Origin of the sequence: Pseudomonas sp. D3-10, assembly GCF_051132175.1 — a bacterium.
In the GTDB taxonomy this organism is placed as follows: Bacteria; Pseudomonadota; Gammaproteobacteria; order Pseudomonadales; family Pseudomonadaceae; genus Aquipseudomonas.
On the sequence record NZ_CP071668.1, the window covers coordinates 5,338,370 to 5,362,467 of the forward strand.

20 protein-coding genes, 2 pseudogenes and 1 riboswitch are annotated in these 24,098 nt (G+C 61.6%); of the genes and pseudogenes, 11 read left to right on the forward strand and 11 right to left on the reverse strand.

What is annotated here, in order from left to right; translation table 11 throughout:
• Positions 1–17: 17 nt before the first annotated feature.
• Complete coding sequence (locus J3P90_RS24220) at positions 18–638, reverse strand: LysE family translocator (protein ID WP_434675501.1); 621 nt, start codon at positions 636–638, stop codon at positions 18–20.
• A 207-nt stretch (positions 639–845) separates the two neighbouring features.
• On the opposite strand from J3P90_RS24220, the gene ligB reads away from it, so the two are divergent.
• Both ligB and J3P90_RS24230 read left to right on the forward strand, forming a co-directional pair.
• Complete coding sequence (ligB, locus tag J3P90_RS24225; protein WP_434675502.1) at positions 846–2,519, forward strand: NAD-dependent DNA ligase LigB; 1,674 nt, start codon at positions 846–848, stop codon at positions 2,517–2,519.
• 91 nt (positions 2,520–2,610) lie between these two features.
• Positions 2,611–3,006 (forward strand): DUF1090 domain-containing protein, encoded by a 396-nt coding sequence (locus J3P90_RS24230; protein WP_434675503.1) that lies wholly within the window; start codon positions 2,611–2,613, stop codon positions 3,004–3,006.
• Positions 3,007–3,075: 69 nt separating this feature from the next.
• Here the strand turns inward: J3P90_RS24230 and J3P90_RS24235 are convergent, their stop codons facing one another.
• Positions 3,076–3,525 carry a c-type cytochrome gene (locus J3P90_RS24235; RefSeq protein ID WP_420764989.1) on the reverse strand — a complete coding sequence of 150 codons (450 nt, stop codon included), beginning with the start codon at positions 3,523–3,525 and terminating at the stop codon, positions 3,076–3,078.
• A gap of 123 nt (positions 3,526–3,648) precedes the next feature.
• Between J3P90_RS24235 and mltA the strand changes: the two genes are divergently transcribed.
• Positions 3,649–4,836 (forward strand): murein transglycosylase A, encoded by a 1,188-nt coding sequence (gene mltA / locus J3P90_RS24240; protein ID WP_434675504.1) that lies wholly within the window; start codon positions 3,649–3,651, stop codon positions 4,834–4,836.
• A gap of 80 nt (positions 4,837–4,916) precedes the next feature.
• On the opposite strand, the gene J3P90_RS24245 is transcribed toward mltA, so the two are convergent.
• Both J3P90_RS24245 and J3P90_RS24250 read right to left on the reverse strand, forming a co-directional pair.
• Positions 4,917–5,300: an MAPEG family protein gene (locus J3P90_RS24245; protein ID WP_420764991.1), complete on the reverse strand. Its 384-nt coding sequence runs from the start codon at positions 5,298–5,300 to the stop codon at positions 4,917–4,919.
• A gap of 45 nt (positions 5,301–5,345) precedes the next feature.
• Positions 5,346–5,444, reverse strand: a pseudogene (locus J3P90_RS24250) (EamA family transporter); the annotation flags it as partial.
• A 190-nt stretch (positions 5,445–5,634) separates the two neighbouring features.
• Here J3P90_RS24250 and J3P90_RS24255 point away from each other — a divergent pair.
• Positions 5,635–6,804: an MFS transporter gene (locus tag J3P90_RS24255; protein ID WP_434561849.1), complete on the forward strand. Its 1,170-nt coding sequence runs from the start codon at positions 5,635–5,637 to the stop codon at positions 6,802–6,804.
• On the opposite strand, the gene J3P90_RS24260 is transcribed toward J3P90_RS24255, so the two are convergent.
• The gene (locus J3P90_RS24260; protein ID WP_434561847.1) at positions 6,755–7,639 is read right to left on the reverse strand and encodes a formate/nitrite transporter family protein; all 885 of its coding nucleotides are present in this window, start codon (positions 7,637–7,639) and stop codon (positions 6,755–6,757) included. The genes J3P90_RS24255 and J3P90_RS24260 overlap by 50 nt on opposite strands.
• A gap of 91 nt (positions 7,640–7,730) precedes the next feature.
• The gene (locus J3P90_RS24265; RefSeq protein WP_420764994.1) at positions 7,731–8,132 is read right to left on the reverse strand and encodes an acyl-CoA thioesterase; all 402 of its coding nucleotides are present in this window, start codon (positions 8,130–8,132) and stop codon (positions 7,731–7,733) included.
• Positions 8,133–8,321: 189 nt separating this feature from the next.
• A riboswitch (S-adenosyl-L-homocysteine riboswitch) is annotated at positions 8,322–8,428 on the forward strand.
• Positions 8,429–8,451: 23 nt separating this feature from the next.
• Between J3P90_RS24265 and ahcY the strand changes: the two genes are divergently transcribed.
• From ahcY to J3P90_RS24290, 5 genes and pseudogenes are all read left to right on the forward strand, one after another.
• The gene (gene ahcY / locus J3P90_RS24270) at positions 8,452–9,861 is read left to right on the forward strand and encodes an adenosylhomocysteinase (RefSeq protein ID WP_420764995.1); all 1,410 of its coding nucleotides are present in this window, start codon (positions 8,452–8,454) and stop codon (positions 9,859–9,861) included.
• A 180-nt stretch (positions 9,862–10,041) separates the two neighbouring features.
• Complete coding sequence (gene metF, locus J3P90_RS24275; RefSeq protein WP_434675505.1) at positions 10,042–10,887, forward strand: methylenetetrahydrofolate reductase [NAD(P)H]; 846 nt, start codon at positions 10,042–10,044, stop codon at positions 10,885–10,887.
• 81 nt (positions 10,888–10,968) lie between these two features.
• Entirely contained in the window at positions 10,969–12,051 is a 1,083-nt protein-coding gene (locus tag J3P90_RS24280; RefSeq protein WP_434561845.1) for a hypothetical protein, read from the forward strand.
• 55 nt (positions 12,052–12,106) lie between these two features.
• Positions 12,107–12,915: pseudogene (locus J3P90_RS24285) on the forward strand (substrate-binding periplasmic protein); the annotation flags it as partial.
• A 233-nt stretch (positions 12,916–13,148) separates the two neighbouring features.
• Positions 13,149–15,119, forward strand: coding sequence for a DEAD/DEAH box helicase (locus J3P90_RS24290; protein ID WP_434675506.1), 1,971 nt, complete (start codon positions 13,149–13,151; stop codon positions 15,117–15,119).
• Between the two features lie 244 nt (positions 15,120–15,363).
• Here J3P90_RS24290 and J3P90_RS24295 read toward each other — a convergent pair whose 3' ends face one another.
• The 3 genes from J3P90_RS24295 to J3P90_RS24305 all read right to left on the reverse strand — a co-directional run bounded on the left by J3P90_RS24295 (position 15,364) and on the right by J3P90_RS24305 (position 19,332).
• Entirely contained in the window at positions 15,364–15,945 is a 582-nt protein-coding gene (locus tag J3P90_RS24295) for a YceI family protein (RefSeq protein ID WP_420764999.1), read from the reverse strand.
• A gap of 32 nt (positions 15,946–15,977) precedes the next feature.
• Entirely contained in the window at positions 15,978–16,529 is a 552-nt protein-coding gene (locus tag J3P90_RS24300) for a cytochrome b (protein WP_434675507.1), read from the reverse strand.
• Positions 16,530–17,571: 1,042 nt separating this feature from the next.
• Positions 17,572–19,332, reverse strand: a complete 1,761-nt coding sequence (locus tag J3P90_RS24305; protein ID WP_434675508.1) for a flavin monoamine oxidase family protein — start codon at positions 19,330–19,332, stop codon at positions 17,572–17,574.
• Positions 19,333–19,580: 248 nt separating this feature from the next.
• Between J3P90_RS24305 and J3P90_RS24310 the strand changes: the two genes are divergently transcribed.
• Complete coding sequence (locus J3P90_RS24310; RefSeq protein ID WP_434609068.1) at positions 19,581–20,987, forward strand: adenosylmethionine--8-amino-7-oxononanoate transaminase; 1,407 nt, start codon at positions 19,581–19,583, stop codon at positions 20,985–20,987.
• Positions 20,988–21,075: 88 nt separating this feature from the next.
• A complete protein-coding gene (locus J3P90_RS24315; protein ID WP_434561837.1) occupies positions 21,076–21,795 on the forward strand; it encodes a 16S rRNA (uracil(1498)-N(3))-methyltransferase in 720 nt (239 codons plus the stop codon).
• 115 nt (positions 21,796–21,910) lie between these two features.
• Here the strand turns inward: J3P90_RS24315 and J3P90_RS24320 are convergent, their stop codons facing one another.
• Together J3P90_RS24320 and J3P90_RS24325 are read right to left on the reverse strand one after the other, a co-directional pair.
• Positions 21,911–22,813, reverse strand: a complete 903-nt coding sequence (locus tag J3P90_RS24320) for a transporter substrate-binding domain-containing protein (RefSeq protein ID WP_434675509.1) — start codon at positions 22,811–22,813, stop codon at positions 21,911–21,913.
• Between the two features lie 23 nt (positions 22,814–22,836).
• Positions 22,837–24,075 carry a D-amino acid dehydrogenase gene (locus J3P90_RS24325; RefSeq protein ID WP_434676601.1) on the reverse strand — a complete coding sequence of 413 codons (1,239 nt, stop codon included), beginning with the start codon at positions 24,073–24,075 and terminating at the stop codon, positions 22,837–22,839.
• Between the last annotated feature and the right edge of the window lie 23 nt (positions 24,076–24,098).

Here is a 24,098-nt window from a genome sequence, read left to right on the forward strand (position 1 = left end):
TTGACAAAGGGGTATTGCTACGTCCGCCGCGCCACCAGCAAGAACGAAGCAGCACTCGCCAGCAACGCCGCACACATCCGGTTGAACAAGCGCTTGCCGCTAGGCCGGGCAAACAATCGCCGCGCATAAATGCCCATGTAGCAATACAAGCCGATCGCCACGCATTCCAGGGCGAGGAACAGCCCGCCCAATACGGCGAACTGCTGAGTGACAGTGCCAGCACGATCAACGAACTGCGGCAGGAAAGCGGTAAATAAAAGAATCGCCTTGGGATTGCCGATTGCCACCAGAAATTCCTGGCGCGCCAGGCTGGCCATGCTCATCGACTTGGTCGCCGCCTCGCTGCCGGCGTCAGGCTGCGCGCGCCATAACTGCACGGCGAGGTAAAAAAGATAGCCGGCGCCGACAAGCTTGATGCCCAGGAACAACAATTCCGAGGTGTGCAACACAGCCGCCAGCCCCACCGCCGCCAGGGCAATCATGATGGCAAAGGCCACCAGTCGACCCACTCCGCCGCTGCACGCTCGGACGAAACCATAACGCGAGGCGTTACTGATCGATAGCAGGTTGTTCGGGCCCGGCGCCATGTTCAGCGCGAAGCAGGCAGGGAGGAAGACAGCGAGCGTCGTCAGGTCCATCGTTTACACTCCTGGCAGATCGGATCGAGCGCCCATTCTGCACCGGCCACCGACGGGTTCAAGGGACAGTTGCGCAGCCAGATCGACCCGGACTGTACCGTCGGCGATTCGCCTTCATTTCTTCGTAAAACCCCGTAACGCTCCAGGCCTCGCGCCTTTCACGGCAGCGGCTAGCCTTCGAGTACCTCATTTAGCAAGGATGCTTCGATGCTGCCGTTATTGCGCGTCTTCGCCTGTTATCTATCACTCGTGGCCCCGGCCATTGCTGCGCCGTGCCCCGATTGGCCCAAGGAGCGCGCCCAGGCGCAGGTCGACATCCTCCAGCGACAGGTCGACGCCTGGGACGATGCCTATCATCGCCTCGGCCGCGCCCTGGTGGCCGACGAGCTGTACGACCAGTCCCGCATGCAGCTGGAGCAATGGCGCCGTTGCCAGGGCCTAGCCCCCCTAGCCTCGTCCTTGCGAACGGCGGGCGGAAAAGTACCGCACCCTGTCGCTCATACGGGCCTGGATAAACTCCAGGATGCCAAAGCCGTGGGGAACTGGCTTGAAGGGCGATCGGACGTCTGGGTCCAGCCAAAGGTCGATGGTGTCGCGGTGACCCTTATCTATCACGGTGGGCACCTGCAACAGGCAATCAGCCGCGGCGATGGCAACCACGGGCACGACTGGACTTCGAACGCCCACAAGATCGAGGCCATTCCCCGCCAGTTGCGTCAACCCACGGACCTGCTCGTTCAGGGCGAGTTGTATTGGCGGCTCGACGATCATGTACAAGCCACTCGTGGCGGACTCAATGCCCGATCGGCGGTGGCCGGGTTGATGGCCCGCAAAGACCTGCCCCCCGGCCAGGCATCAGGAATCGGCCTGTTTGTTTGGGACTGGCCCGAGGGCCCGGCGACCCTGCCCGAACGGATCGCCGCGCTGAACGAGCTGGGCTTTGCCGATACGACCGGCTACAGCCAGCCTGTCGAGGCATTGGCCGATGCCGAACACTGGCGCAACCACTGGTATCGCACGCCCCTGCCATTTGCCAGCGATGGAATCGTGCTGCGCCAGAGCCACCGCCCACCGGCCGACCGCTGGCAGGCCCGGGCGCCGTTCTGGAGCGTGGCCTGGAAGTACCCGTACGCCCAGGCCCTGGCGCAGGTACGCAAGGTGCGTTTCAAGATCGGCCGTACCGGGCGCATCACACCCGTGCTGGAGCTTGAGCCCGTGACGCTCGATGATCGCCAGATCCAGCGGGTAAGCGTCAGCTCGCTCAAGCGTTGGGAGCAGATGGACATCCGCCCCGGCGACCAGGTGGCCATCAGCCTGGCCGGGTTGACCATTCCACGGCTCGACAGCGTTGTACTGCGCAGCGTCGAGCGCCCGGACCTCGAGGTACCGATCGCCGCCAACTACCATTTCCTGAGTTGTTGGCAGCCGACGCCCGGTTGCGAAAGCCAGTTCCTTGCGCGCTTGAACTGGCTCAGTGGCAAACATGGGCTCGGCCTGCCCCATGTCGGCCCCGGCACCTGGGAAAAGCTGCTGGCCGCGGGTCGACTCGACGGATTACTGGATTGGTTGACCCTCGATGCCACGGAGCTTGCTAACATTGCCGGTTTCGGCGAGCGCAGCAGCGCCCGCCTGCTGGCCAGCCTGCACAGCGCACGGCAGCAGCCTTTTCGGCAATGGCTCAAGGCCCTTGGCCTGCCGCCCACTGCTGAGGCCAAGCTGGACGGATCGTGGCAGGCGCTGGCTGGGCGCAGCATTGAACAATGGCAAGCCGAAGCCGGTATCGGGCCGGGACGCGCCGCGCAACTGAGCGCTTTTTTTCGCGACCCGCAGGTGCTGGCCTTGAGAGAAACACTACACACCGCTGGCGTCGACGGTTTCTGATTCGACCCGGCGCGGTTGAACCCAAGGGGCGGACATGCGTTCCAACAGCGCATCTACACCGACCGCCCGAGAGTCTTTATACGGAGTTGCTATGAATTTCCTGTCCCCCGTTGCCCTGCTCGCCCTGTGCGGTGCCATGGCTTCGCCTTTGATGGCAACTGAGCAACCCCCGGAGCTGACCGGGTGCGCGGCAAAGCGCCAGGGCATCATCAACCAGATCGAACTGGCCAAGTCCCTAGGCAATTCGGCCCAGCAAGCAGGGCTCGAAACAGCGCTGAACGAAGTGACCACTCATTGCACGGACGCATCCTTGCGCAAGGAGCGGGAAAACAAGGTCCTCGAGGCCAAGCACGAGGTGAGTCGTCGCCAGGCCGACCTGGAAAAAGCCATGAAGAAAGGCGACGCGGAGCGAATCAACAAGCGTAAAGACAAACTGGCGGCTTCCCGCAAGGAATTGCAAGAAGCGGTGGATGAGTTGGATAAATAAGCGGCAAGCTGCAAGTTTCAAGCGGCAAGCTCAAAGCGCCATGCTTTGAAACTGCCCACTGCTTCACGATCAGTGATTGCGAAACTCTTTATGGCAGGCACTGCACGCATCTTCGACTTTCTGCACCGCCGGCCCCAGGTTGCTGGCCCTGTAAGGCTGGACCTTGCTGGCCGTCACCAATTCACCGGTGGCCGCCTCAAGATTGCGGGCCAGTTCCTGAAAGCGCGCCTGCTTTTGCCAAACCTCATCCGTGGCGCTGGTGTGGTCTTCTTCACGAACCGGCGGGAAGTGCTTCCAAGGTTCGTGAGACAGTTGGTCCAGCTTTACCGCGCCGTCGGCAAAACGCACGCCGTCGAACGGAACTCGGCCGCGCAGCATGCCGCCCAGTTCTTCACTGGTCTTGAGCATCTGTTTGAAAATCGCCTTGCGCTGGCCCAGGGGAGAGTTGGGATCGACGCCACCGCAGCCGGATAACATCAGGCAGGCCAGCACAGCCATGGAAAATCGTCTTACAAACATCTTTGCCTCGGGACAGGAAACGGCCGTTAGTATCCCCGGGTCGCCAGAAAAGACCAATGGCCCTATCAACAATACGGGTTGTCGAGTGCGCGAAGGCACCCGACGATTGCAAAGGAAACCTTCATGAATAGCCGCTTCAAGTCATGGCACAAAAACCTGGCGCTGACACTGCCGTTGATCGTGCTGCTGGCCGGCTGCAATCGCGGCGAAAAGGTCGAAGAACCCAAGACCCACGCCCTTGCCACTTACGTCAACGCACCTTGGGAAGCGTTGCCGCCGGTGTCCGATGAGGACCTGCTGGCCGGCTTCGGCTCCTGGCGCAGCGCGTGCGTCCGGCTCAAGGCGGACGCGAGCTGGGGCCCAACCTGCGCGGCAGCGGTGAATGTGCCGCAGACCCCACAGGATGTTCGCAACTTCCTCAAGCAGACCCTGGATGTCTATGGTCTGCGTTCGGGGGACAACAGCCCCAACGGCCTGATTACCGGCTACTACGAACCGGTCTATCCCGGCAGCCTCACCCAGACTGCCACCGCCAACGTGCCGGTCTATGGTGTACCGGAGGACATGATCATTGTGTCGCTGGACAGCATTTATCCCGAGCTCAAGGGCAAACGCCTGCGCGGCCGTCTCGAAGGCCGGGTGCTCAAGCCGTATGACGACGCCGCCACCATCGAGAACAACGGGGTGAAGGCGCCTGTCATCGCCTGGCTGACAGACCCGATGAACCTGCAATTCCTGCAAATCCAGGGGTCGGGGCGCATCCGTCTCGATGATGGCCGCCAACTGCGCATCGGTTATGCCGACCAGAACGGCCACCCGTATCGCCCCATTGGCCGCTGGCTGGTTGAGCAGGGCGAGCTGAAAAAAGAAGACGTGACCATGGGCACCATCAGTGCCTGGGCCAAGGCCCACCCGAACCGTATTCCCGAATTGCTGGCCAGCAATCCGAGCTACGTATTCTTCAACCGCAACCCCGACAGCAATGAAGGCCCGCGAGGCTCGCTGAACGTCCCTTTGACCGCGGGCTACAGCGTGGCCGTGGACCGCAAGGTAATTCCCTTGGGCAGTCTGTTGTGGCTGTCCACGACTCGACCCGACGGCAGCGCTTTGAACCGCCCCGTTGCAGCACAGGACACGGGAGGTGCGATTACCGGCGAAGTGCGTGCGGACCTGTTCTGGGGCACGGGCGACGCCGCCGGGCAATTGGCGGGGGATATGAAGCAACAAGGCCAGATCTGGATGCTGTGGCCCAAGGGGATGGCGTTGCCTCAGGTGCCGCAGGTGGCGAATGCGGTCAGCGCCAATCCTTGAAGGACGTGTTTATTGTCCCGGCCCCATCGCGAGCTTGCTCGCGAGAGGCCGGCAAAAACACCGAAACGCCAAAGCCGGGTTCAAGCCGAAACGAAGAAGAAACTCGCCACCAACCCTACCCCCACGAACCATACCAGCGAACGCAAGACTGCCCAGTCGGCCAAATAGCAAATGATGTAGAGCAGGCGGCTGGTGATGAACAACACAGCCAGGACGTTGATGGTCACCAGTTCGGCATTGCCGGCCAGGTGCGCAACGATCACGGCGGCGGCAAAGAACGGAGCGATTTCGAAACTGTTCAGTTGCGCGGCGTAGGCGCGCCGGGGAGCACCTTCGAGTGAGTCGAGAAAGTCCCGGGGATCGTGGTTATCTTGCAGCCTATATTTCCCGCCTGCCTTGGCGATGCCGATACACAGGTAAGGCAGGAGAAAAGCGATCAAAACACACCACAGGGCAACTGTCATACCGCATTTTCCTTTTTTAGTTTTAGAGATTCGAAGGCAAGCATCTCAGGGTTTCATCACCAGCATGCCAACCTGCACCAGCCCGCAGGCTAAGAGTCGCTGCCAGCCGAAAGGTTCTTTCAGGCAGTGCATGCCTAAGAACACGCGCTCCATTACGCCTGCAGAATAGACTCGCGATCCGTTAGCAGCCGTTTATACTGCACTCGACCACGCCGCACTCAGTTGCGCATAGACCAATTCCAATAATTCTGCCGCCGCCTCGTTCGTCCGAACCAAGGCGTCGGCATGCGTATGCCTGATCCGAGCGTCAAGACTACAGACAGAGACCTTGCGCATGCCACTCGCCTTGCTTGCTTTGGCCGTTGCCGCTTTTGGCATCGGCACGACCGAATTCGTCATCATGGGCTTGCTGCCCGACGTCGCCCGAGACCTGGCCGTGAGTATTCCTCACGCCGGGTTGCTGATTACCGGTTATGCCCTGGGGGTTGTGTTCGGCGCGCCGATCCTGGCGATCGGCACCGCGAACATGCCGCGCAAGGCCACGCTGCTGGGAATGACCCTAATGTTCATTCTGGGCAACGTGCTCTGCGCCCTGGCGCCGAACTACACCACCCTCATGGCCGCCCGGGTCATCACTGCGTTATGCCACGGGGCGTTTTTTGGTATCGGCTCGGTGGTGGCGGCCGGGTTGGTGGCGCCGAACAAACGAGCCCAGGCGATCGCGATGATGTTCACCGGCCTGACCTTGGCGAATGTCCTGGGCGTGCCGCTGGGTACGGCCTTGGGCCAATATGCCGGCTGGCGGTCGACGTTCTGGGCTGTGTCGGTGATCGGTGTGATCGCGGCCATCGCCCAGTGGGTCTGGCTGCCAAAGGAAATCCCGATGGACAAGGCCAACCTCGCCAGCGAGTTCAAGGTATTGGGCAAGGCCAACGTGTTATTGGCCCTGGGCATGAGCGTGCTGGCCTCCACCAGCCTGTTCAGCGTATTCACCTACATCGCGCCGATCCTGCAGGACATCACCGGCGTCAGCCCTCACGGTGTCACCGTCATGCTGTTGCTATTCGGGGTCGGCCTGACGGCGGGGAGTTTCCTCGGTGGACGCCTGGCCGACCGGCGCTTGCTGCCATCCCTGGTGGGCATGGCGCTGGCCGTGGTGCTGGTGCTCGCCGCCTTCAGCCAGACCAGCCGATCGGTGATCCCGGCGGCGATTACCCTGGTGCTGTGGGGCGTCTTTGCCTTCGCCCTTTGTCCGATCCTGCAACTGCTGATCATTGACCAGGCCCATGAGGCCCCGAACCTCGGCTCGACCCTGAACCAGAGCGCGTTCAACCTTGGCAATGCCGCCGGCGCGTGGATCGGCGGCCTGGTCGTCGCCAGCGGGGCCGACCTTGCGGATCTGCCGTGGACCGGCGCCCTGGTTGGCGGGCTGACCGTACTGGCCGCGCTTTACTTTATTTTTCGGCAGCGTCGCTTGGGCGCCGTGGCACGCCTTGCCGACTGAGGGGCGTATTGGTCTCGCTGCGCACTTGGGCGTGGCTGATCAGCGCGAAGATGAAACTGCCGCCAATAATGTTCCCCGCCAACGTCGGTGCGGCGAACACCATCCAGAAGTCTTCCCACGACAGCTGGCCGGCAAACACCAGGTAAGACACCTCGGCCGAGCCGACGACGATGTGGGTGAAATCCCCAAGCGCCATGAGGTAAGTGATCAGCACGATGATCCACATCTTGGCGCTTTCCATGGACGGGATCATCCAGACCATGGTGGCGATCATCCAGCCGGAGATGATGCCCTTGGCGAACATCTGGCCCGTGTCGTTTTCCATGACCTTGCGACCGATATCGAGAAAGGCCAGGTCGGTGCGCTGGTCGAAAATCGGTAGATGCAGCATCACGTAGGCCACCAGCAGCGTGCCGCAGAGGTTACCCACCAGCACCACGCTCCATAGCCGGAACAACCGGCCGAAGTTGCCCAGTGTCGGCTTGCTCATGATCGGCAGCACAGCGGTCAGGGTATTTTCGGTAAACAATTGCTGGCGCGCGAGGATCACCGCCAGGAAGCCCGCGCAATAGCCGAGGCTGGCGATCACCTTGAAACCTTCATGATCCGGCAACCGCGAGTTGAGCAGCCCCATCGCCATCAGCGACAGCCCCATGGTCAACCCGGCCGCAAGGGCCGACCACCACAGCGCCGCCACGCTGCGCTCCAATTCCTGGTCACCCTGGGTGCGGATGATTTCATGCAACACCGCGGCGCGAGGCGGCTGGTTGCGGTCGACTTCGTGCTGCTCCTCTGCCGAGAGATCAGGGGTCTTGCCGTCTTTATGAGTGTCCATACAGCTCCTGAACCGGTGGCGTGATGTAGCTACGACACGCGGCGTACGGAGCTGTTCAGTGGTGCCCGCAAATGAGAGGCATATCGCCATCCTATTCGATGGCATCGTCCTGGAATTGATCCTTGACGTACTTGATCTCGGTCCGGCCATGGGGGGCGGGCAAGCCGTCTTCGCCAAGATTGACGAAGACCATTTTTTCCACCGTCAGGATGCTTTTGCGGGTGATCTTGTTGCGCACTTCGCAGGTGAGGGTGATGGAGGTACGACCAAACTCCGTGGCGGTGATACCCAGTTCGATGATGTCGCCCTGGCGCGAAGCGCTGACAAAATTGATTTCGGAGATGTACTTGGTGACCACGCGCTGGTTGCCCAGCTGGACGATGGCATAGATGGCCGCCTCTTCGTCGATCCAGCGCAACAGGCTGCCACCGAACAGCGTGCCATTGGGATTGAGGTCTTCGGGCTTGACCCATTTGCGGGTGTGGAAATTCATGATCACTCCTGGACGTCTGGCCGATGAATGCCCGCATCATGGCAGACCGTGCAGATCCGCTCTACGCCGCGGCGCCTATAACGATCATCGGCAATTTTGATTTGCCGACAGAAACCCTTTGGAAGATCCGCTTAGCCCGTTATAATCGCCCCGCTTTACCCGGCCCACCCTTTGGTCCGGTCCCGCCACCTGTCCGAGGGGCGCTGCAGCAGGCTCGACCTGTCAGGCTCGGATGGGGCGTTGCTTGTACGGGGCTCCCCGCACAGGCACTAAACGCACAACGGCGCCCATTCGCATACATTACGAATGGAGGCTCTTGATGAGCGCTGTTATCACGCCTGCTGCTTTTACCGACTACAAAGTCGCCGACATGTCCCTGGCTGACTGGGGCCGTCGCGAAATCATCATCGCCGAATCCGAAATGCCAGCCCTGATGGGCCTGCGTCGCAAATACTCTGGCGAACAGCCATTGAAGGGCGCGAAGATCCTCGGCTGCATCCATATGACCATCCAGACCGCCGTGCTGATCGAGACCCTGGTTGCACTGGGTGCCGAAGTGCGCTGGTCCTCCTGCAACATCTTCTCGACCCAGGACCAGGCTGCCGCCGCCATTGCCGCTGCCGGCATCCCGGTCTTCGCCTGGAAAGGCGAGACCGAGCAAGAGTACGAGTGGTGCCTGGAGCAGACCATCCTCAAGGATGGCCAGCCATGGGACACCAACATGATTCTTGACGACGGTGGCGACCTGACCGAGCTGCTGCACAAGAAGTACCCGGCCGTGCTGGACAAGGTCCATGGCGTGACCGAAGAAACCACCACTGGCGTACACCGCCTGCTGGACATGCTGGCCAAGGGCGAGCTGAAAATCCCGGCCATCAACGTCAACGACTCGGTGACCAAGAGCAAGAACGACAACAAGTACGGCTGCCGCCACAGCCTCAACGACGCCATCAAGCGCGGCACCGACCACTTGCTGTCCGGCAAGCAGGCCCTGGTGATCGGCTACGGTGACGTGGGCAAGGGCTCGGCCCAGTCCCTGCGTCAGGAAGGCATGATCGTCAAGGTGTCCGAAGTCGACCCAATCTGCGCCATGCAAGCCTGCATGGACGGCTTCGAACTGGTTTCGCCGTTCATCGACGGGATCAACGACGGCACCGAAGCCAGCATCGACAAAGCCCTGCTGGGCAAGATCGACCTGATCGTCACCACCACCGGCAACGTCAATGTCTGCGATGCCAACATGCTCAAGGCTTTGAAGAAGCGCGCCGTGGTCTGCAACATCGGCCACTTCGACAATGAGATCGACACCGCTTTCATGCGCAAGAACTGGGCATGGGAAGAAGTGAAGCCACAGGTCCACAAGGTTCACCGCACCGGCACTGGCAGCTTCGATCCGCAGAACGATGACTACCTGATCCTGCTGGCCGAAGGCCGCCTGGTCAACCTGGGCAACGCCACCGGCCACCCAAGCCGCATCATGGATGGCTCGTTCGCCAACCAGGTCCTGGCCCAGATCTTCCTGTTCGGCCAGAAATACGCCGACCTGCCACCGGCCCAGAAAGCCGAGCGCCTGACTGTGGAAGTACTGCCGAAAAAACTCGACGAAGAAGTGGCCCTGGAAATGGTCCGCGGTTTCGGCGGCGTGGTCACCAAGCTGACCAAGCAACAGGCTGACTACATCGGCGTTACCGTCGAAGGCCCGTTCAAGCCGCACGCTTACCGTTACTGATCGGCGCCCCCCTTCCGGGGGGATGCACTTTTGTAGGAGCGAGCCTGCTCGCGATCGACGTCGCCTCGGTCTGACACTCCGATCGAGGTGCCTGCATCGCGAGCAGGCTCGCTCCCACACTGGCCCGCCTCCACAGGGCTCTGCAAGCCTCACGGCCTACGAGTTTCCAAGGATATGACCATGTCCCAAGACCGTCGCTACAGCTTCGAATTCTTCCCGACGAAGACCGATGCTGGGCATGAAAAGCTGATCGCCACTGCCCGCCAGCTGGCAAGCTACAACCCTGATTTTTTCTCCTGCACCTACGGCGCTGGCGGTTCGACCCGCGACCGCACGATGAACACCGTGTTGCAGCTCGAAAGCGAAGTCAAAGTCCCCGCCGCGCCACACCTTTCTTGCGTGGGCGACAGCAAGGACGACCTGCGCAGCCTGCTGACCCAATACAAGGCAGCCGGCATCAAGCGCATCGTTGCCCTGCGCGGCGACCTTCCGTCGGGCATGGGCATGGCCAGCGGAGAGCTGCGCCACGCCAATGAACTGGTTGAATTCATTCGCGAGGAAACCGGCGAGCACTTCCACATCGAAATCGCCGCTTATCCGGAGATGCACCCGCAGGCGCGCAATTTTGAGGATGACCTGCACAACTTCGTGCGCAAGGCCAACGCCGGCGCCAACAGCGCGATCACCCAGTATTTCTTCAATGCCGACAGCTATTTCTACTTTGTCGAGCGTGTTCGCCAGATGGGTGTGGACATTCCCGTGGTTCCGGGAATCATGCCAATCACCAACTACAGCAAGCTGGCGCGTTTCTCGGACGCCTGCGGCGCGGAAATCCCGCGCTGGATCCGCAAGCAGCTGGAAGCCTATGGTGACGACACCGCCAGCATCCAGCACTTCGGCGAAGAGGTCATCACGCAAATGTGTGAGCGTTTGTTACAAGGCGGCGCACCGGGGCTGCATTTCTATACCCTGAACCAGGCCGAGCCTAGCCTAGCGGTATGGAACAATCTCAAACTGCCGCGTTAATGACTTAATGCAGTGGTACAAAAGGGCCCTGGCAAAAACCAGGGCCTTTTTCTTTAAAAAAAGGACATCAGGAGCAACTCGATGCCGAATGGTCAAAGGTCGACGACCCCACAACTTATCTATTTGGTCTATGGGGCCGAGACCTATCACCAGGAAGCGGTGTTCAGTATCGCCAGCGCCTTGGCGGGCCTGCGGGAGACCCCCGATGAGGCATTGGACATCCAAGTGTTCACCGACAATGCCGCGCCCTACGTGGATTTGCCCGTTCGAGTGCGCCACCTGGACAACGAAACGCGCCAAGGGTGGATCGCTCCCCACGGCTATCATTTCCGCGCCAAGCACGTGGTCATGCGGAAGGTGCTCGAAGAAAGCGACCTGGCATTGCTGATCGACACGGACACCTTCTTCCATTGCTCGCCGATCGAGCTGTTCAAGCGGATCGAGCCGGGCACACTGTTGTGCAATGCCGTCGGCATGAACTATGGCGCCAACAAGGATGCCGGGCTTTACCTGACCCTCGCCCAGCCCTTGGCTCAACGAGAACTGGCCGACGACAACATGCCGCTACTCAATTCCGGCGTGATTGGCCTGTACGCAGTCGATGCGGCAATCCTCGATCACTCCATTGCGCTGATGGACGAATTTTATCCGTTGGCCCAAGGAGCCTATACCCTGGAAGAGTTCTGCCTTTCGGTGGCGGCCTATCGCAAGGTCAAGGTGCGTGAATGTCCAGACCTGATCCACCACTACTGGAGCCGCAAGCAGCTGTTTCGGGCCAAGACCAAGGCCTGGTATGACAAACACCGCGCAGCCCCCGTGGGCCAACATGCCCTGGATGAAACGCGGCAAGTCACTGCCATACTACCGCGCCCACCTACCTTCCAGCGCCTGGCCTACAAATTCATTACCGTGGCGTTGCCCGGTCACAAACGTCAGTTCATGCGCGAGATCCTGTACGGCTGCTATCGCCATACCAATCCATTCGACCAGGCGTGCGGCCCGGTCTGGTGGGAAAAGGCCCTGGAGAACGTCGAGCACCGGTTGAAGAAGCCTTTGGAAGACCATGAGCTCAAACATTGGCTCAGCCATCCCGTGATTCGCCTGGTGCTGGGTAAACGCCGAGAAGCCATCTACCGACACCTGATGCAGACAAAGAGCAACTGAGCCACGTGCTAGAGCGCTCTAGCTATTTAATGAGTTCTCGTCGTAACCTCCGGTCATGCCCGTAATCCTCCCGTTGCTGACAGCCCTCCTTCTCTCGTGCCTGAGCGTTGCCGCCCAGGCCGAGAAGTTGCGCATTGTCACCGAACCCTGGGCACCTTATGTCTACGAGGAAAACGGCAAGACCCTTGGCCTGGACTATGAAACCACGGCCATTGTGTTCAAACGCCTGGGCATCGATGTGGAATGGCAACTGCTGCCGTGGAAGCGCTGCCTGGCCATGCTGGAGCAAGGTTTGGCGGACGGCGCGCTCGACATATTCCACAGCGACGAGCGCGATGCCCTTCTGCTATACCCCAGCGAACCGCTGTCGGAGGTTGAATTCGTCATGTTCTATGCCAACGCCCGCCCCCACCCTTTTCGCACGCTCGACGACCTGGACGGGCTGACCGTCGGCACGTCGCCCGGTTATCTGTATAGCCAGGCGTTCAGGGAATCGAGCCGATTCAAACGGGAAGCGGCTCCGACCCACGAAGCCAACTTCGGCAAGTTACAGCTGGGCCGCATCGACCTGCTCATCACCGACCGTCGTGTAGGCCGACACGCCGTCAAGGCGCTTCAACTGGACAACCAGATCACAGAGAATCCCACCGTGGTGAGCCGCCAGAGCCAATACCTGGCGGTACGACGCAAGGCGGGCATGGACTTGCTCGTGCAACGCTTCGGCGCCGAGCTCAAGCGTTTCAAGCATGAACCGGCCTATGCCGAGCTGAGTGCTCGTTATGGCGCTGCTCCGGCGGCCAAGGCGGCTGGGCACAACGCGGTGTCACGCTGAAATGCACCGTTGAGCAGCAGGAAAGCAGCGCAGGGCGATTGCTCTGTTATACTCCGGCCTTCCCGCCAGGCTCACGCCCGGACGCCCGGTCTTGCAAAAGGCATCCCGACACCGCTACAGCGCAGCTTCCAGCCCGCGCGAGCCCTGTCCGGACGTGTCTTCCAGACCCGGCGGGACCGGACGGGATGAGGTCTCCAATCGACCGCATTCGCGCCAGGCAAGACTATCCCATTGGGCCAGGCCCTCACTAAAAACAGGATTACTCATGTCCTTTGCTTCCCTCGGTCTCTCCGAGGCTTTAGTCGGCGCCATCGAAGCCGCCGGCTACACCCAGCCTACCCCGGTGCAACAGCGGGCCATCCCCGCCGTGTTGCAAGGTCGCGACCTGATGGTCGCCGCACAGACAGGTACTGGCAAGACCGGCGGTTTCGCCCTTCCGATCCTGGAGCGGCTGTTCCCTAACGGTCACCCAGACAAATCCCAGCGCCACGGCCCGCGCCAACCGCGCGTCCTGGTCTTGACCCCGACCCGCGAACTGGCCGCCCAGGTGCACGAGAGCTTCAAGGTCTATGCGCGCGACCTGAAATTTGTCAGTGCCTGCATCTTTGGCGGTGTCGGCATGAACCCGCAGGTCCAGGCCATGGCGCGCGGCGTCGACGTGCTGGTGGCCTGCCCCGGTCGCCTGCTGGACCTCGCCGGCCAGGGCAGCGTCGATCTGTCCCACGTGGAAATCCTCGTGCTGGACGAAGCCGACCGCATGCTCGACATGGGTTTTGTCCATGACGTGAAGAAAGTGCTGGCACGCCTGCCGGCCAAGCGCCAGAACCTGTTGTTCTCGGCGACCTTCTCCAAGGACATCACCGACCTGGCCGGCAAGCTGTTGCACAACCCGGAACGCATCGAAGTCACGCCGCCGAACACCACGGTCGAGCGCATCGAACAGCGCGTGTTCCGCCTGCCGGCCAGCCACAAGCGTGCCCTGCTGGCGCATTTGATCACCACAGGCGCCTGGGAACAGGTCCTGGTGTTCACCCGCACCAAGCACGGCGCCAACCGCCTGGCTGAATACCTCGACAAACATGGCCTGCCGGCCGTGGCGATCCATGGCAACAAGAGCCAGAACGCTCGCACCAAGGCCCTGGCTGACTTCAAGGCCGGCGAAGTGCGCATCCTGGTCGCCACCGACATCGCCGCCCGTGGCCTGGATATCGACCAGTTGCCCCATGTGGTCAACTTCGAACTGCCGAACGTCGATGAAGACTACGTGCACCGTATCGGCCGTACCGGCCGGGCCGGTCGTTCGGGCGAAGCGATTTCCCTGGTCGCGCCGGACGAAGAAAAACTGCTCAAGAGCATTGAGCGCATGACCAAGCAGAAAATCCCCGACGGCGACCTGATGGGCTTCGATGCCAGCACGATCGAGGCCGAAAAGCCTGAAGTGCGCGAGCGTCCGGATGTGCGCAACCCGCGCAACCCACGTGGCCCGCGGGGCGACGGCCCGAATGGCAGTGGCGGCGGTCGCAAGGACAAGGGCAAGGACAAGGGCAAGGGCAAGGACAAATCGGCCAGCAACGGTCGCGGCGAGCGCCCGGCCCGCGAGCAGAAACCACGCGAAGGTACGCCGGCCCGCGAACAGCAGCGCCCTGCCCCTCGCGCCGCAGCCGATCGCGGCCCGGCCGATCGTGGCCCGGCCGATCGTGGCCCGGCCGATCGTGGCCCGGCCGATCGTGGCCCGGCCGATCGTGGCCCGGCCGATCGCGGCCCGACCGATCGCGCCCCGGACGAGTTCCTCGACGACGATATCGATAACTTCGGTAACCGTGTCGACTACGTGCCACAGCAGAAACCGGCCCAGGGTCGCGGTCGCCGTCCTGGCGCCCCGGCACAAGGCGCAGGTTCGGGCGCACCGCGCGGTGGCCAGTCACAAGGTCGCCAGAACGGCCCGCGCAACAGCAACGGTTCTTCCACCGGCACCCCGCCGGCCAAGCGCAACGGCCCGCGCAGCGGCGCCCCACGTGACGGCCAGGCCCGGCGCGAAGACTCCCGACCTCGCCGCCAGACCCGTGGTGACGACCAGCCTCGCCAGGAACCCGCCGTGCAGAACCCGCGAGGCAACCAGCCGAAAATCATCCACAAGGAATCGAAAACCGATCGTTTCCCGACGCCTGAGCAGCTGGACCAATTACCAAGCCGTCCGCGTGGCGAAAAACCGGCCTTGCTGACACGCAATCGCTGAGTTTCTCCAAGCCATGAAAAATGCCCCGGGTCTCACGACCCGGGGCATTTTTTTTGTGAACTCTTCCAGCTGTGGGAGCGAGCTTGCTCGCGATGGCGGCAGGCCTGCCACATTGATGTTGGCTGAAGCACCGCTATCGCGAGCAAGCTCGCTCCCCCCAGCATCCTTTGTATCGCCGAAATCCAGAGCAATAAAAAACGCCCCTGGCCGCAAGACCAGGGGCGTTTTTCGTCAGGGGCTAACGTTACTTCGCCTTGACGCCTTCAAACGAGACATACAACTCGACCGCGTCGGATTTCGGACCCAGGTCTTTCTGCTTGCCGAAGTCGGAACGCTTGATGGTGGTAGTGCCTTCGAAGCCGGCACGGTAGCCACCCCATGGGTCTTTGCCTTCGCCCAGGAAGGTCGCCTTGACCACAACCGGCTTGGTCACGCCCATCAGCGTCAGGTCACCGGTCACGTCGGCGGTGTTTTCGCCGGTGGACTTGACGCTGGTGGACACGAACGTGGCCTTGCCGAATTTGCTGGCGTTCAGGAAGTCAGCGCTGGCGATGTGTTTGTCGCGCTCGGCGTGGTTGGTGAACACGCTGGCGGTGTTGACGTTGAACTCGATCTTGCTGTCTTCAGGCTTGGCGGCGTCGAAGCTGAACTTGCCGTCAATATCCTTGAAGGTACCGGTGATGAAGCTATAGCCCAGGTGGCTGATCTTGAAATCAACGAAGGCATGCTGGCCTTCCTTGTCGACCACGTAGTCTGCGGCCATGGCCTGGCCGGCGGACAGCAGGGCAGAACCGATTGCCAGGGCGGCGAGCGTCTTTTTCAACATGCTTTCTATTCCTTTGGAGTCGAGGTTGAACATCAGGCTTGGCGCCCCAGCATGCGCTTGAGGGTCGCGTCACGGTCGATAAAGTGGTGTTTCAATGCTGCCAACGCATGAAGGCCGGAAAAAATTACCAACGCCCATGCCAGGTAAAAGTGGATCTGGCCGGCGACATCTGCCTGATCGGGCAGTCCGGACACCAGCGCGGGTACTACAAACAGACCAAACACCGAGATCCCGACACCGTCTGCGGTGGAAATCAGGTAACCGGCAATCATCACGGCGAACAGCCCGAGATACAGCGCGCTGTGGCCAAGCTTGGCGCCTACGCGGGTCAGTCGCCCGTAGGTTTCCAGGGTCGGTGGCGGCGGGCTGACAAAACGCCAGAGCACCCGCAACACCATCACCGCCAACAGCACCAGGCCGATACTCTTGTGCAGCTCCGGCGCGTCTTTGCGCCAGGTGCTGTAGTAGTCCAAACCGACCATCCACAAGCCCAGCGCAAACAGCCCATACACCGCCAAGGCAACGGCCCAATGGGAAACGATGCTGACCCAGCCATAACGAGAAGAGGAGTTGCGAAGCTGCATTGCTCATATCCTGTAAAAACTGCGATCAAGACTAGCGACTTATCTATCGATTTAAAGCGGAAAATTTCGCTTTGAAATATCGAGAAATACGATGATCAGTCTGCAGAGGGTGGGTTAAGGAAAGATTAAAGCGGATGCGTTGCGTGGTGGCGAGGGGAAGCGGGCATGGATCCCGCAAGATGGAAGGGGCTCATCGTGAGCAGGTTCGCTCCACGAAAGGCCGTGCTGGGTGATATTCCCTGTCTCCTCAAGCCCCGGGGAAGCGCTCGTATCGATATTTTCCGTGGCTTCGTCCCGGGACGGATGTCCAAGCCAAAGCGGGTCAAAAGTTTATTTGAGGACGTGGAAATTAAAAACTTGGTCGTTTTCGCTACCGCCTCTCTAGAGTTATCTGTTGACGCACTCAGGCCTGTAAGGATCCATGTCGCATCTGTACGACAATTGAGGATCGTGTTTTTTAAGTATCATACGGCCATCTGTACAGCCGCTGCCGAAGAGCATGATCAATAATATTAATGCCGCCTCCGGTTTCATATGTTGCTCCAGTTCTACGCGTCTAACGCTTTGAATTATCAATTAACCGAGCACTCAGGCTTGTATGGATCAAAGGTGCATTTGTACGCCAACTGAGGGTCCCGTTCTGGAATCATCGGAATAATCAGGGGTTCCCGACATTCACCATACACACACCCGTACAGCGAAACCGATACGACCATTGCCATTAGTATTTTCATACGCGCTCCTGTTTTTCGAGGAGCCTAGACTTTTGGCTTGGTGCGCTATATCGCCTGCTTCCGGTTAAAGGGTGGGAAGTTTCCGATATCTCGTCTAGCCCTGCAGGACGTCGGCGTAATGATCCACCCGTGGCGAGGGAGCTTTCTCCCGCTCGGCTGCGAAGCAGTCGTAAACCGGCGGGTGCGGTGTGCCTGATGCTCCGCATTCGGCAGGACTGGGGCCGCTTCGCGGCCCAGCGGGAGCAAGCTCCCTCGCCACGGGTTTATTGATTGCCTTAAGTGAACGGCAGCGTTCTTTGCACCTGACCTTACTGAGCCTTGATCTCAGTAGTCGCTGCCGGCTTGGCGGCGGGTTTCTTCACTGGCTCAGCCTTTTTCACTGGAGCCTTGGCCGGGGCCTTTTTAGCCGGGGTCTTGGCCGCCGGCTTCTTCGCCGCTGGCTTGGCCGTGGCTTTCTTGGCTGGCTCGGTCTTCGCCGGCGCCGGCGCGGGTGGCTCCACCGGCGCAGGGGCTGGGACGGGGGCCGGTGCCGGCGCTGGAGGCGGCGCTACCGGCTCGGGAGCCTTGGCCGGTTCCGGCTTTTTGTCGTCATCCGAGCCACCGAACAGGTTGGTGAAGAAGTTGCCCTTCTTCGCAGCCACCGCACCCGCTGCCGCCGCCGCCACCGGAGCCACCTTAGCCGGTTCGAATGATTTGCCGGCGGCCAAGTCTTGCACCTGGCTGGCGGCACGTTGGCCACTGCGTAGCGCGCCTTCCAACGTGCCTGGATACATGGCGTCGGTGTGTTCACCGGCAAAAGCTACGCGCTGCAAAGGCTTTTCCCACAGGCGCCAGTATTTGCTGATCTGACCCGGACCAAACGCCAGGTACGCGCCGCCCATGGAAGGGTCGGTGCTGTAGCGACGGATTTCATAACCGGTGAACGCACCGCGCGCTTGGGGATAAAACGCATGCAGGCGGATCAGCACTTGGTCGACCATCTGCTTGTCGCCAAAAGCCTGCATCACCCGGGCATTGTCGCCGGACAGGTTGATGACCACATTCGCCCCGCCCTTCAAAGCCGGCTCGATCCACATCATGCCCAGGCCGGCGTTGCTGTAGATCTCGCCCGACATGCGCGCCTTGCTGTCCCAGACCGGGGTCTTGAACTTGAGCATGATCTGGTCGCGCCAGCCGTAATTGGTGCCTTTGATCGCGCCCTGGTGCTGGGCATCGAGGGCCGGGGTCAGCTGGATCTTGTTCAACGCCCGCAGCGGCACCGCGAGCACGACGTAGTCCGCCTGGTAACCCACGCTGCCGACCTTGACGGTGACGCCGTCCTTGTCCTGGGAGATGGCCGAGACCGGGGAGCCGGTCTTGATCGTTTTCAGTTGCTTGACGAACGCCTGGGCCAATACCGGGCTGCCACCGAGCAGGCGCGAGGCGCGCAGGTCACGGTCGGATACGCCGCGATAGACGCGGTTCTGCTGTGCGAAATACAGCAGCGACAGGCGGGACGGCTCGTCATAGCGCGTGCGAATTTCCTGATTGACCAACTGCCGCGCGGTAGCGGGCAGCTGCAAGCGGTCGAGCCAGTTGGACACGGTGATCTGGTCGAGGGCGTGCAGCGTGTTGGTGGCCGTCGGGTTCAGCGGATCGTCGATGGACCGCGCCAGCTCGTCCAGGGTGGTTTCATAGCGCTTGAGCGCTTCGGCGGTGGCGGGCTGCTTGGTCGCCAGGTCGGCGGCGGTGAAATAAGTACCGTCGATCAGGTAACTCGGGGTGCGCACGAATTCCGGCGCCGGCGTGGTGCTCAGCTTGAAGGTGGAGACGTATTTGTTCAGCACCGGCTGGGTCTTTTCGTTGCCGATCCACTCACTGGTGGCCATGCCCGAGCGGCCGCCCAGGCTCGGCTTGGCTTCCAGCAGCGTCACGGCCCAGCCTTTGTTCTGCAATTCGTAGGCCGCCGTCAGCCCGGCCAATCCACCGCCGATGACGATGGCCGTCGGTTGCTTGTCCTTGGCCAGCGCCGAAACGCTGAACAGCCCTATCATCACCAGCGCACAGGCGCGCAGCCAACCAGCAGACATTCAACGAACTCCGGAACAAAGCGTAAGAATTTTCGGTTTTTTGAGCCAGTCGGCTCTCGGTCTTTCGAGCCAGTCGGCTCAGGGAACGGCGAAGAATACGTCAGCCATCAAAGCGCCGCCAGCGACGTCTATCGCCTGGCCCAAAGTCGCGTGAATGACACAATGGGTTGTCCGCGGGGCCGCCATTGCATAGGCTTGCGCGATTGTTTTGCCCGCGCCCGCCGCGAGCCGCCTCGAGGAGACTGTACATGGGCCTGAATAACCAGTGGATGCAACGCGATCTCGCGGTGCTGTGGCACCCCTGCACGCAGATGAAAGATCACGAACAGTTGCCGCTGATCCCCATCAAGCGCGGCGAAGGCGTGTGGCTGGAAGACTTCGAAGGCAAGCGCTACCTCGACGCGGTGAGTTCCTGGTGGGTCAACGTCTTCGGCCACGCCAACCCGCGCATCAACCAGCGCATCAAGGATCAGGTCGATCAACTGGAGCACGTGATTCTCGCCGGTTTCAGCCACCAGCCGGTGATCGAGCTGTCCGAGCGTCTCGTGAAGATGACGCCTGAAGGACTGACCCGGTGCTTCTACGCCGATAACGGTTCGTCCTGCATCGAAGTGGCGATGAAGATGAGCTTTCACTACTGGATCAATCGCGGCCGGCCGGACAAAAAACGCTTCGTCACCCTGAGCAACAGTTACCACGGCGAAACCATCGCGGCGATGTCGGTGGGCGACGTACCGCTGTTCACCGAAACCTACAAGGCGTTGCTGCTGGACACGATCAAGGTACCCAGCCCCGACTGCTACCACCGCCCCGAGGGCATGGGCTGGGAAGAGCACTCGCGAAACCTGTTCGCGGCCATGGAACAGACCCTCGCCGAACACCACGACAGCGTCGCCGCCGTGATTGTCGAACCGCTGATCCAGGGCGCCGGCGGCATGCGCATGTATCACCCGGTGTACCTGAAGCTGTTACGCGAAGCCTGCGACCGCTACGGCGTACACCTGATCCACGATGAAATCGCTGTCGGCTTCGGTCGCACCGGGACGATGTTTGCCTGTGAGCAGGCCGGCATCACCCCGGATTTCCTTTGCCTGTCCAAGGCACTGACCGGCGGCTACCTGCCGCTGGCGGCATGCATGACCACCGACGAGGTGTACAGCGCGTTCTACGACGACTACCCGACTCTGCGCGCCTTCCTGCATTCCCACAGCTACACGGGTAACCCGCTGGCCTGCGCCGCAGCCCTGGCAACGCTGGATATCTTCGAAGAAGACAACGTCATCGAAACCAACAAGGCCCTGGCCCAACGCATGGCGAGCGCCACCGCGCACCTGGCCGATCACCCGAACGTGGCCGAAGTGCGCCAGACCGGCATGGTGCTGGCTATCGAGATGGTCAAGGACAAGGCCAGCAAAACCGCCTATCCGTGGCAGGAACGGCGTGGGCTGGCGGTGTTCCAGCATGCCCTGGAGCGCGGTGCGCTGTTGCGGCCGCTGGGCAGCGTGGTGTATTTCCTGCCGCCCTATGTCATCACGCCGGAGCAGATCGATTTCCTGGCGCAAGTGGCCAGCGAAGGCATCGACGTTGCCACACGGGAAAAGGTTAGCGTGGCAGTGCCGAAGGACTTCCATCCGGGTTATCGCGATCCGGGCTGAATCCCGGCCTCCTGTTGAAACACTGTTGTGGTGAGGGGATTTAGCGAAACGTCGCCTCGCCACAGATTTAACTTTTCAGAGACTCCACATGAGACTGTCCCGCTTCTTCATCGACACCCCCCTGAGCCTTGGCGATCACGAGTTGCCTGAAGCCCAGGCCCATTACATCGGCCGGGTGCTGCGCATGGCCGAGGGCGATGCGGTGCAGGTGTTCGATGGCTCGGGCCAGGAGTTTCGTGGCACCCTGGCCGAGGTCGGCAAGAAACGCGTGCGCGTGCAGCTCGACGAGCAATTTGCCGGGCAAGCCGAGTCGCCGTTGCGCATTCACTTGGGCCAGGGCCTGTCCCGGGGCGAGCGCATGGATTGGGCGATCCAGAAGGCCACCGAGCTGGGAGTCACCGAGATCACGCCGATCTTCACCGAGCGGTGCGAAGTGCGCCTCAAGGACGAGCGCGCCGACAAGCGCCTGCTGCATTGGCGCCAGGTGGCGATCAGCGCCTGCGAGCAATGCGGGCGCTCCACCGTGCCGGTGATCCACCCTCCACTGCTGCTGGCCGACTGGCTGAAGCAGACCGACGCCGAATTAAAACTGGTGTTGCACCCGGTGGCCGATCCGCTGACCAGCCATGCCAAGCCCTCGTCCCTGGCGTTCTTGATCGGCCCCGAGGGCGGGTTGTCGGATGGCGAGGTCGAGCAGGCCAAGGCCGCCGGCTACCACGCCGCCCGCCTCGGCCCCCGCGTGCTGCGCACCGAAACCGCTCCGGTGGTGGCGCTGGCGGTGGCGCAGCAGTTGTGGGGGGATTTCTGAAGCCGAATGTAGATCCCTGTGGGAGCGAGCTTGCTCGCGATGGCGGTGGGCCAGTCAACATCGATGCTGACTGATCCGGCGCTATCGCGAGCAAGGGCTCACCGGCACATGACAGCTACTGCACCGGATCGCTCGTCGGCTTGGCAATGATCGCCTTCAACTCGCTGGTCATCGGGAACTCCAGGTTCAGCCCCTTCGGCGGGATCGGCTTCTGGAACCAACGGTCGTAGATGGTGTTGATTTCTCCTGATTTGTACAGGTCCGCCAGGGTCGCGTTGACCAGCGCCAGGAATTGCGGATCGTCCTTGCGCACCATGCAGCTGTAGATTTCCCGCGACTGTTCTTCCCCGACCACGACCCATTTGTGTGGATCGCGCGCCTTGGCCCGTTCGCCATAGAGCAGCGCGTCGTCCATGTAGAACGCCGCCGCCCGACCGGTCTCGAGCATCTGGAAGGCTTCACCGTGGTCCTTGGCGCTGATGACGAACATCTCGACTTTGTTGTTCAGGTTGTAGCTTTTGAGGAACCGCTCGTTGGTGGTGCCGGCGGTGGTCACCACGTTCTTGCCCCGCAGGTCGGCGAAGCCGTGAATGCCGCTGTCCTTGGCCGTCAGCAACTGGCCCTTCACGTAAATGAAACCGTAGGAAAACGCCACTTGCTTCTGCCGCTCGGCCGTTACGCCAGTGGAGCCGCATTCCAGGTCCACGGTGCCGTTCTGCACCAGTGGGATGCGGGTCTGGGAAGTGACGAGGTTGTATTTCACGTTCAGTTGCGGCAGCGCCAGTTGCTGCTTGATCCGCTCGACGATCTTGCTCGCCAGCTCCACGGAGTAGCCCATCGGTTTGCCGCTGTTGTCCCCCACATAGGAAAACGGCACCGAGGCGTCGCGATAACCCAGCGTGATGCTCTTGCTGCTGGCGATCTTGTCCAGCGTGCCGGCCGGCGGCGCTTCGTTGGCGAATGCCGGGGCGCTCAACAGCAGGCTCAGGGTGCAGCCGATCAACGTGATTCTTTGCATTGTTATTCTCCGTTGCGGGTGGGTCAGGCGGCGCGGGGCGCGAGGCCTCGCATGTCGATGGAAGGTGTACGTTGGCGGATCAGTTCACTGAGCAAGCGGCCGCTGCCACAGGCCAGGGTAAAGCCCAAGGCGCCATGGCCCAGGTTGAGCCACAGGTTGCGATAGCCGGTGGCGCCAATCAGGGGCACGCCGCTGGGCGTGGCCGGACGCATGCCCGCCCACTCGACGGCGCGTTCGTAGTCCCCGGCCTGTGGAAAGGTTTCCATGGCCTGGCGGCGGATCAAGGCCAGGCGCCTGGGGTCCGGTGCCGGGTCAAAACCGACAATGTCCACCATCGCCGCCACTCGCAATTGTTCGCCGATGCGAGCGTAGACGACCTTGCGGTCATAGTCGGTGATGCTCAGGTCCGGTGCCCGGTGCCGCGCCTCGATGGGAACCGTCAGGCTGTAGCCCTTGAGCGGGTACAACGGCATTCGTACGCCAGGCAACGCCAGCGCTGCGCTGCGGTGGCCAGCGGCGATCACCAAGGCGTCCACGTCCAGGCGATGGCCGCCCAGGTCGATAGCCTGCACCTTACCGTTGGCATGATGGATAGCAGTCACCGCACGCCCCAACAGGAACTCGCAACGCCCCGAAGCCCGCAACCGCGCCGCCAATTGCTGGCAGAAGCCATGGCAATCGCCAACCTCCTCGTCCGGCGTATAGATCCCGCCCGCGAACGGCACGTCGGCCAATGCGGGTTCCAGGCTCGCGCAATCGGCGTGACCCAGTACCTGCTGAGCAGGATCCGTTATTCGCCGCCGAGCGTGTGCGAAATGGCTGGCATTGCGAAACGTCACCAATTTGCCGTTGCGCCGCCAATCAAAGCCGTCGAGGCGATCCTCTTCACGCCAGGTCTGCAATGTCGCTTGGCTCAGCAGTGCCAGACGCAACAGGTGTTCACCGTTGCGGCGGTTGACCGAGGTCCGGCACGCGGCGATAAACGCCGCCATCCAGCGCCATTGGGCCGGGTCGAGGCGTGGGCGCAGCTTGAGTGGCGAGTCCGCGCGCAACATCCAGCCAAGGGCCTGCCACGGCACCCCGGCATCCGCCAGCGGCGTGACGTAGCGATAAGATAACTGCCCGCCATTGGCGAAGCTGGTTTCGCTGCCCAACGCGTCGCGGGCTTCCACCAGTGTGACATCGACGCCTTCGCGAACCAGCGCGTAAGCCGTCGCCAACCCGATCACGCCTCCACCGATGATGCAAACCCGCTGAGCCATGTTCATCCCATACCTGTTTTGAA

Excerpts from the sequence above, each read along its gene's own strand:
- J3P90_RS24280 (WP_434561845.1), top strand. The coding sequence starts at position 10,969 with ATGCCGAATGGTCAAAGGTCGACGACCCCACAACTTATCTATTTGGTC.
- J3P90_RS24220 (WP_434675501.1), bottom strand. The coding sequence starts at position 638 with ATGGACCTGACGACGCTCGCTGTCTTCCTCCCTGCCTGCTTCGCGCTG.
- J3P90_RS24320 (WP_434675509.1), bottom strand. The coding sequence starts at position 22,813 with ATGCAAAGAATCACGTTGATCGGCTGCACCCTGAGCCTGCTGTTGAGC.
- J3P90_RS24230 (WP_434675503.1), top strand. The coding sequence starts at position 2,611 with ATGAATTTCCTGTCCCCCGTTGCCCTGCTCGCCCTGTGCGGTGCCATG.
- J3P90_RS24315 (WP_434561837.1), top strand. The coding sequence starts at position 21,076 with ATGAGACTGTCCCGCTTCTTCATCGACACCCCCCTGAGCCTTGGCGAT.
- J3P90_RS24290 (WP_434675506.1), top strand. The coding sequence starts at position 13,149 with ATGTCCTTTGCTTCCCTCGGTCTCTCCGAGGCTTTAGTCGGCGCCATC.
- mltA (WP_434675504.1), top strand. The coding sequence starts at position 3,649 with ATGAATAGCCGCTTCAAGTCATGGCACAAAAACCTGGCGCTGACACTG.
- J3P90_RS24300 (WP_434675507.1), bottom strand. The coding sequence starts at position 16,529 with ATGCAGCTTCGCAACTCCTCTTCTCGTTATGGCTGGGTCAGCATCGTT.
- J3P90_RS24260 (WP_434561847.1), bottom strand. The coding sequence starts at position 7,639 with ATGGACACTCATAAAGACGGCAAGACCCCTGATCTCTCGGCAGAGGAG.
- J3P90_RS24305 (WP_434675508.1), bottom strand. The coding sequence starts at position 19,332 with ATGTCTGCTGGTTGGCTGCGCGCCTGTGCGCTGGTGATGATAGGGCTG.
- J3P90_RS24235 (WP_420764989.1), bottom strand. The coding sequence starts at position 3,525 with ATGTTTGTAAGACGATTTTCCATGGCTGTGCTGGCCTGCCTGATGTTA.
- J3P90_RS24255 (WP_434561849.1), top strand. The coding sequence starts at position 5,635 with ATGCCACTCGCCTTGCTTGCTTTGGCCGTTGCCGCTTTTGGCATCGGC.
- ahcY (WP_420764995.1), top strand. The coding sequence starts at position 8,452 with ATGAGCGCTGTTATCACGCCTGCTGCTTTTACCGACTACAAAGTCGCC.
- ligB (WP_434675502.1), top strand. The coding sequence starts at position 846 with ATGCTGCCGTTATTGCGCGTCTTCGCCTGTTATCTATCACTCGTGGCC.
- metF (WP_434675505.1), top strand. The coding sequence starts at position 10,042 with ATGTCCCAAGACCGTCGCTACAGCTTCGAATTCTTCCCGACGAAGACC.
- J3P90_RS24245 (WP_420764991.1), bottom strand. The coding sequence starts at position 5,300 with ATGACAGTTGCCCTGTGGTGTGTTTTGATCGCTTTTCTCCTGCCTTAC.
- J3P90_RS24310 (WP_434609068.1), top strand. The coding sequence starts at position 19,581 with ATGGGCCTGAATAACCAGTGGATGCAACGCGATCTCGCGGTGCTGTGG.
- J3P90_RS24265 (WP_420764994.1), bottom strand. The coding sequence starts at position 8,132 with ATGAATTTCCACACCCGCAAATGGGTCAAGCCCGAAGACCTCAATCCC.
- J3P90_RS24295 (WP_420764999.1), bottom strand. The coding sequence starts at position 15,945 with ATGTTGAAAAAGACGCTCGCCGCCCTGGCAATCGGTTCTGCCCTGCTG.
- J3P90_RS24325 (WP_434676601.1), bottom strand. The coding sequence starts at position 24,075 with ATGGCTCAGCGGGTTTGCATCATCGGTGGAGGCGTGATCGGGTTGGCG.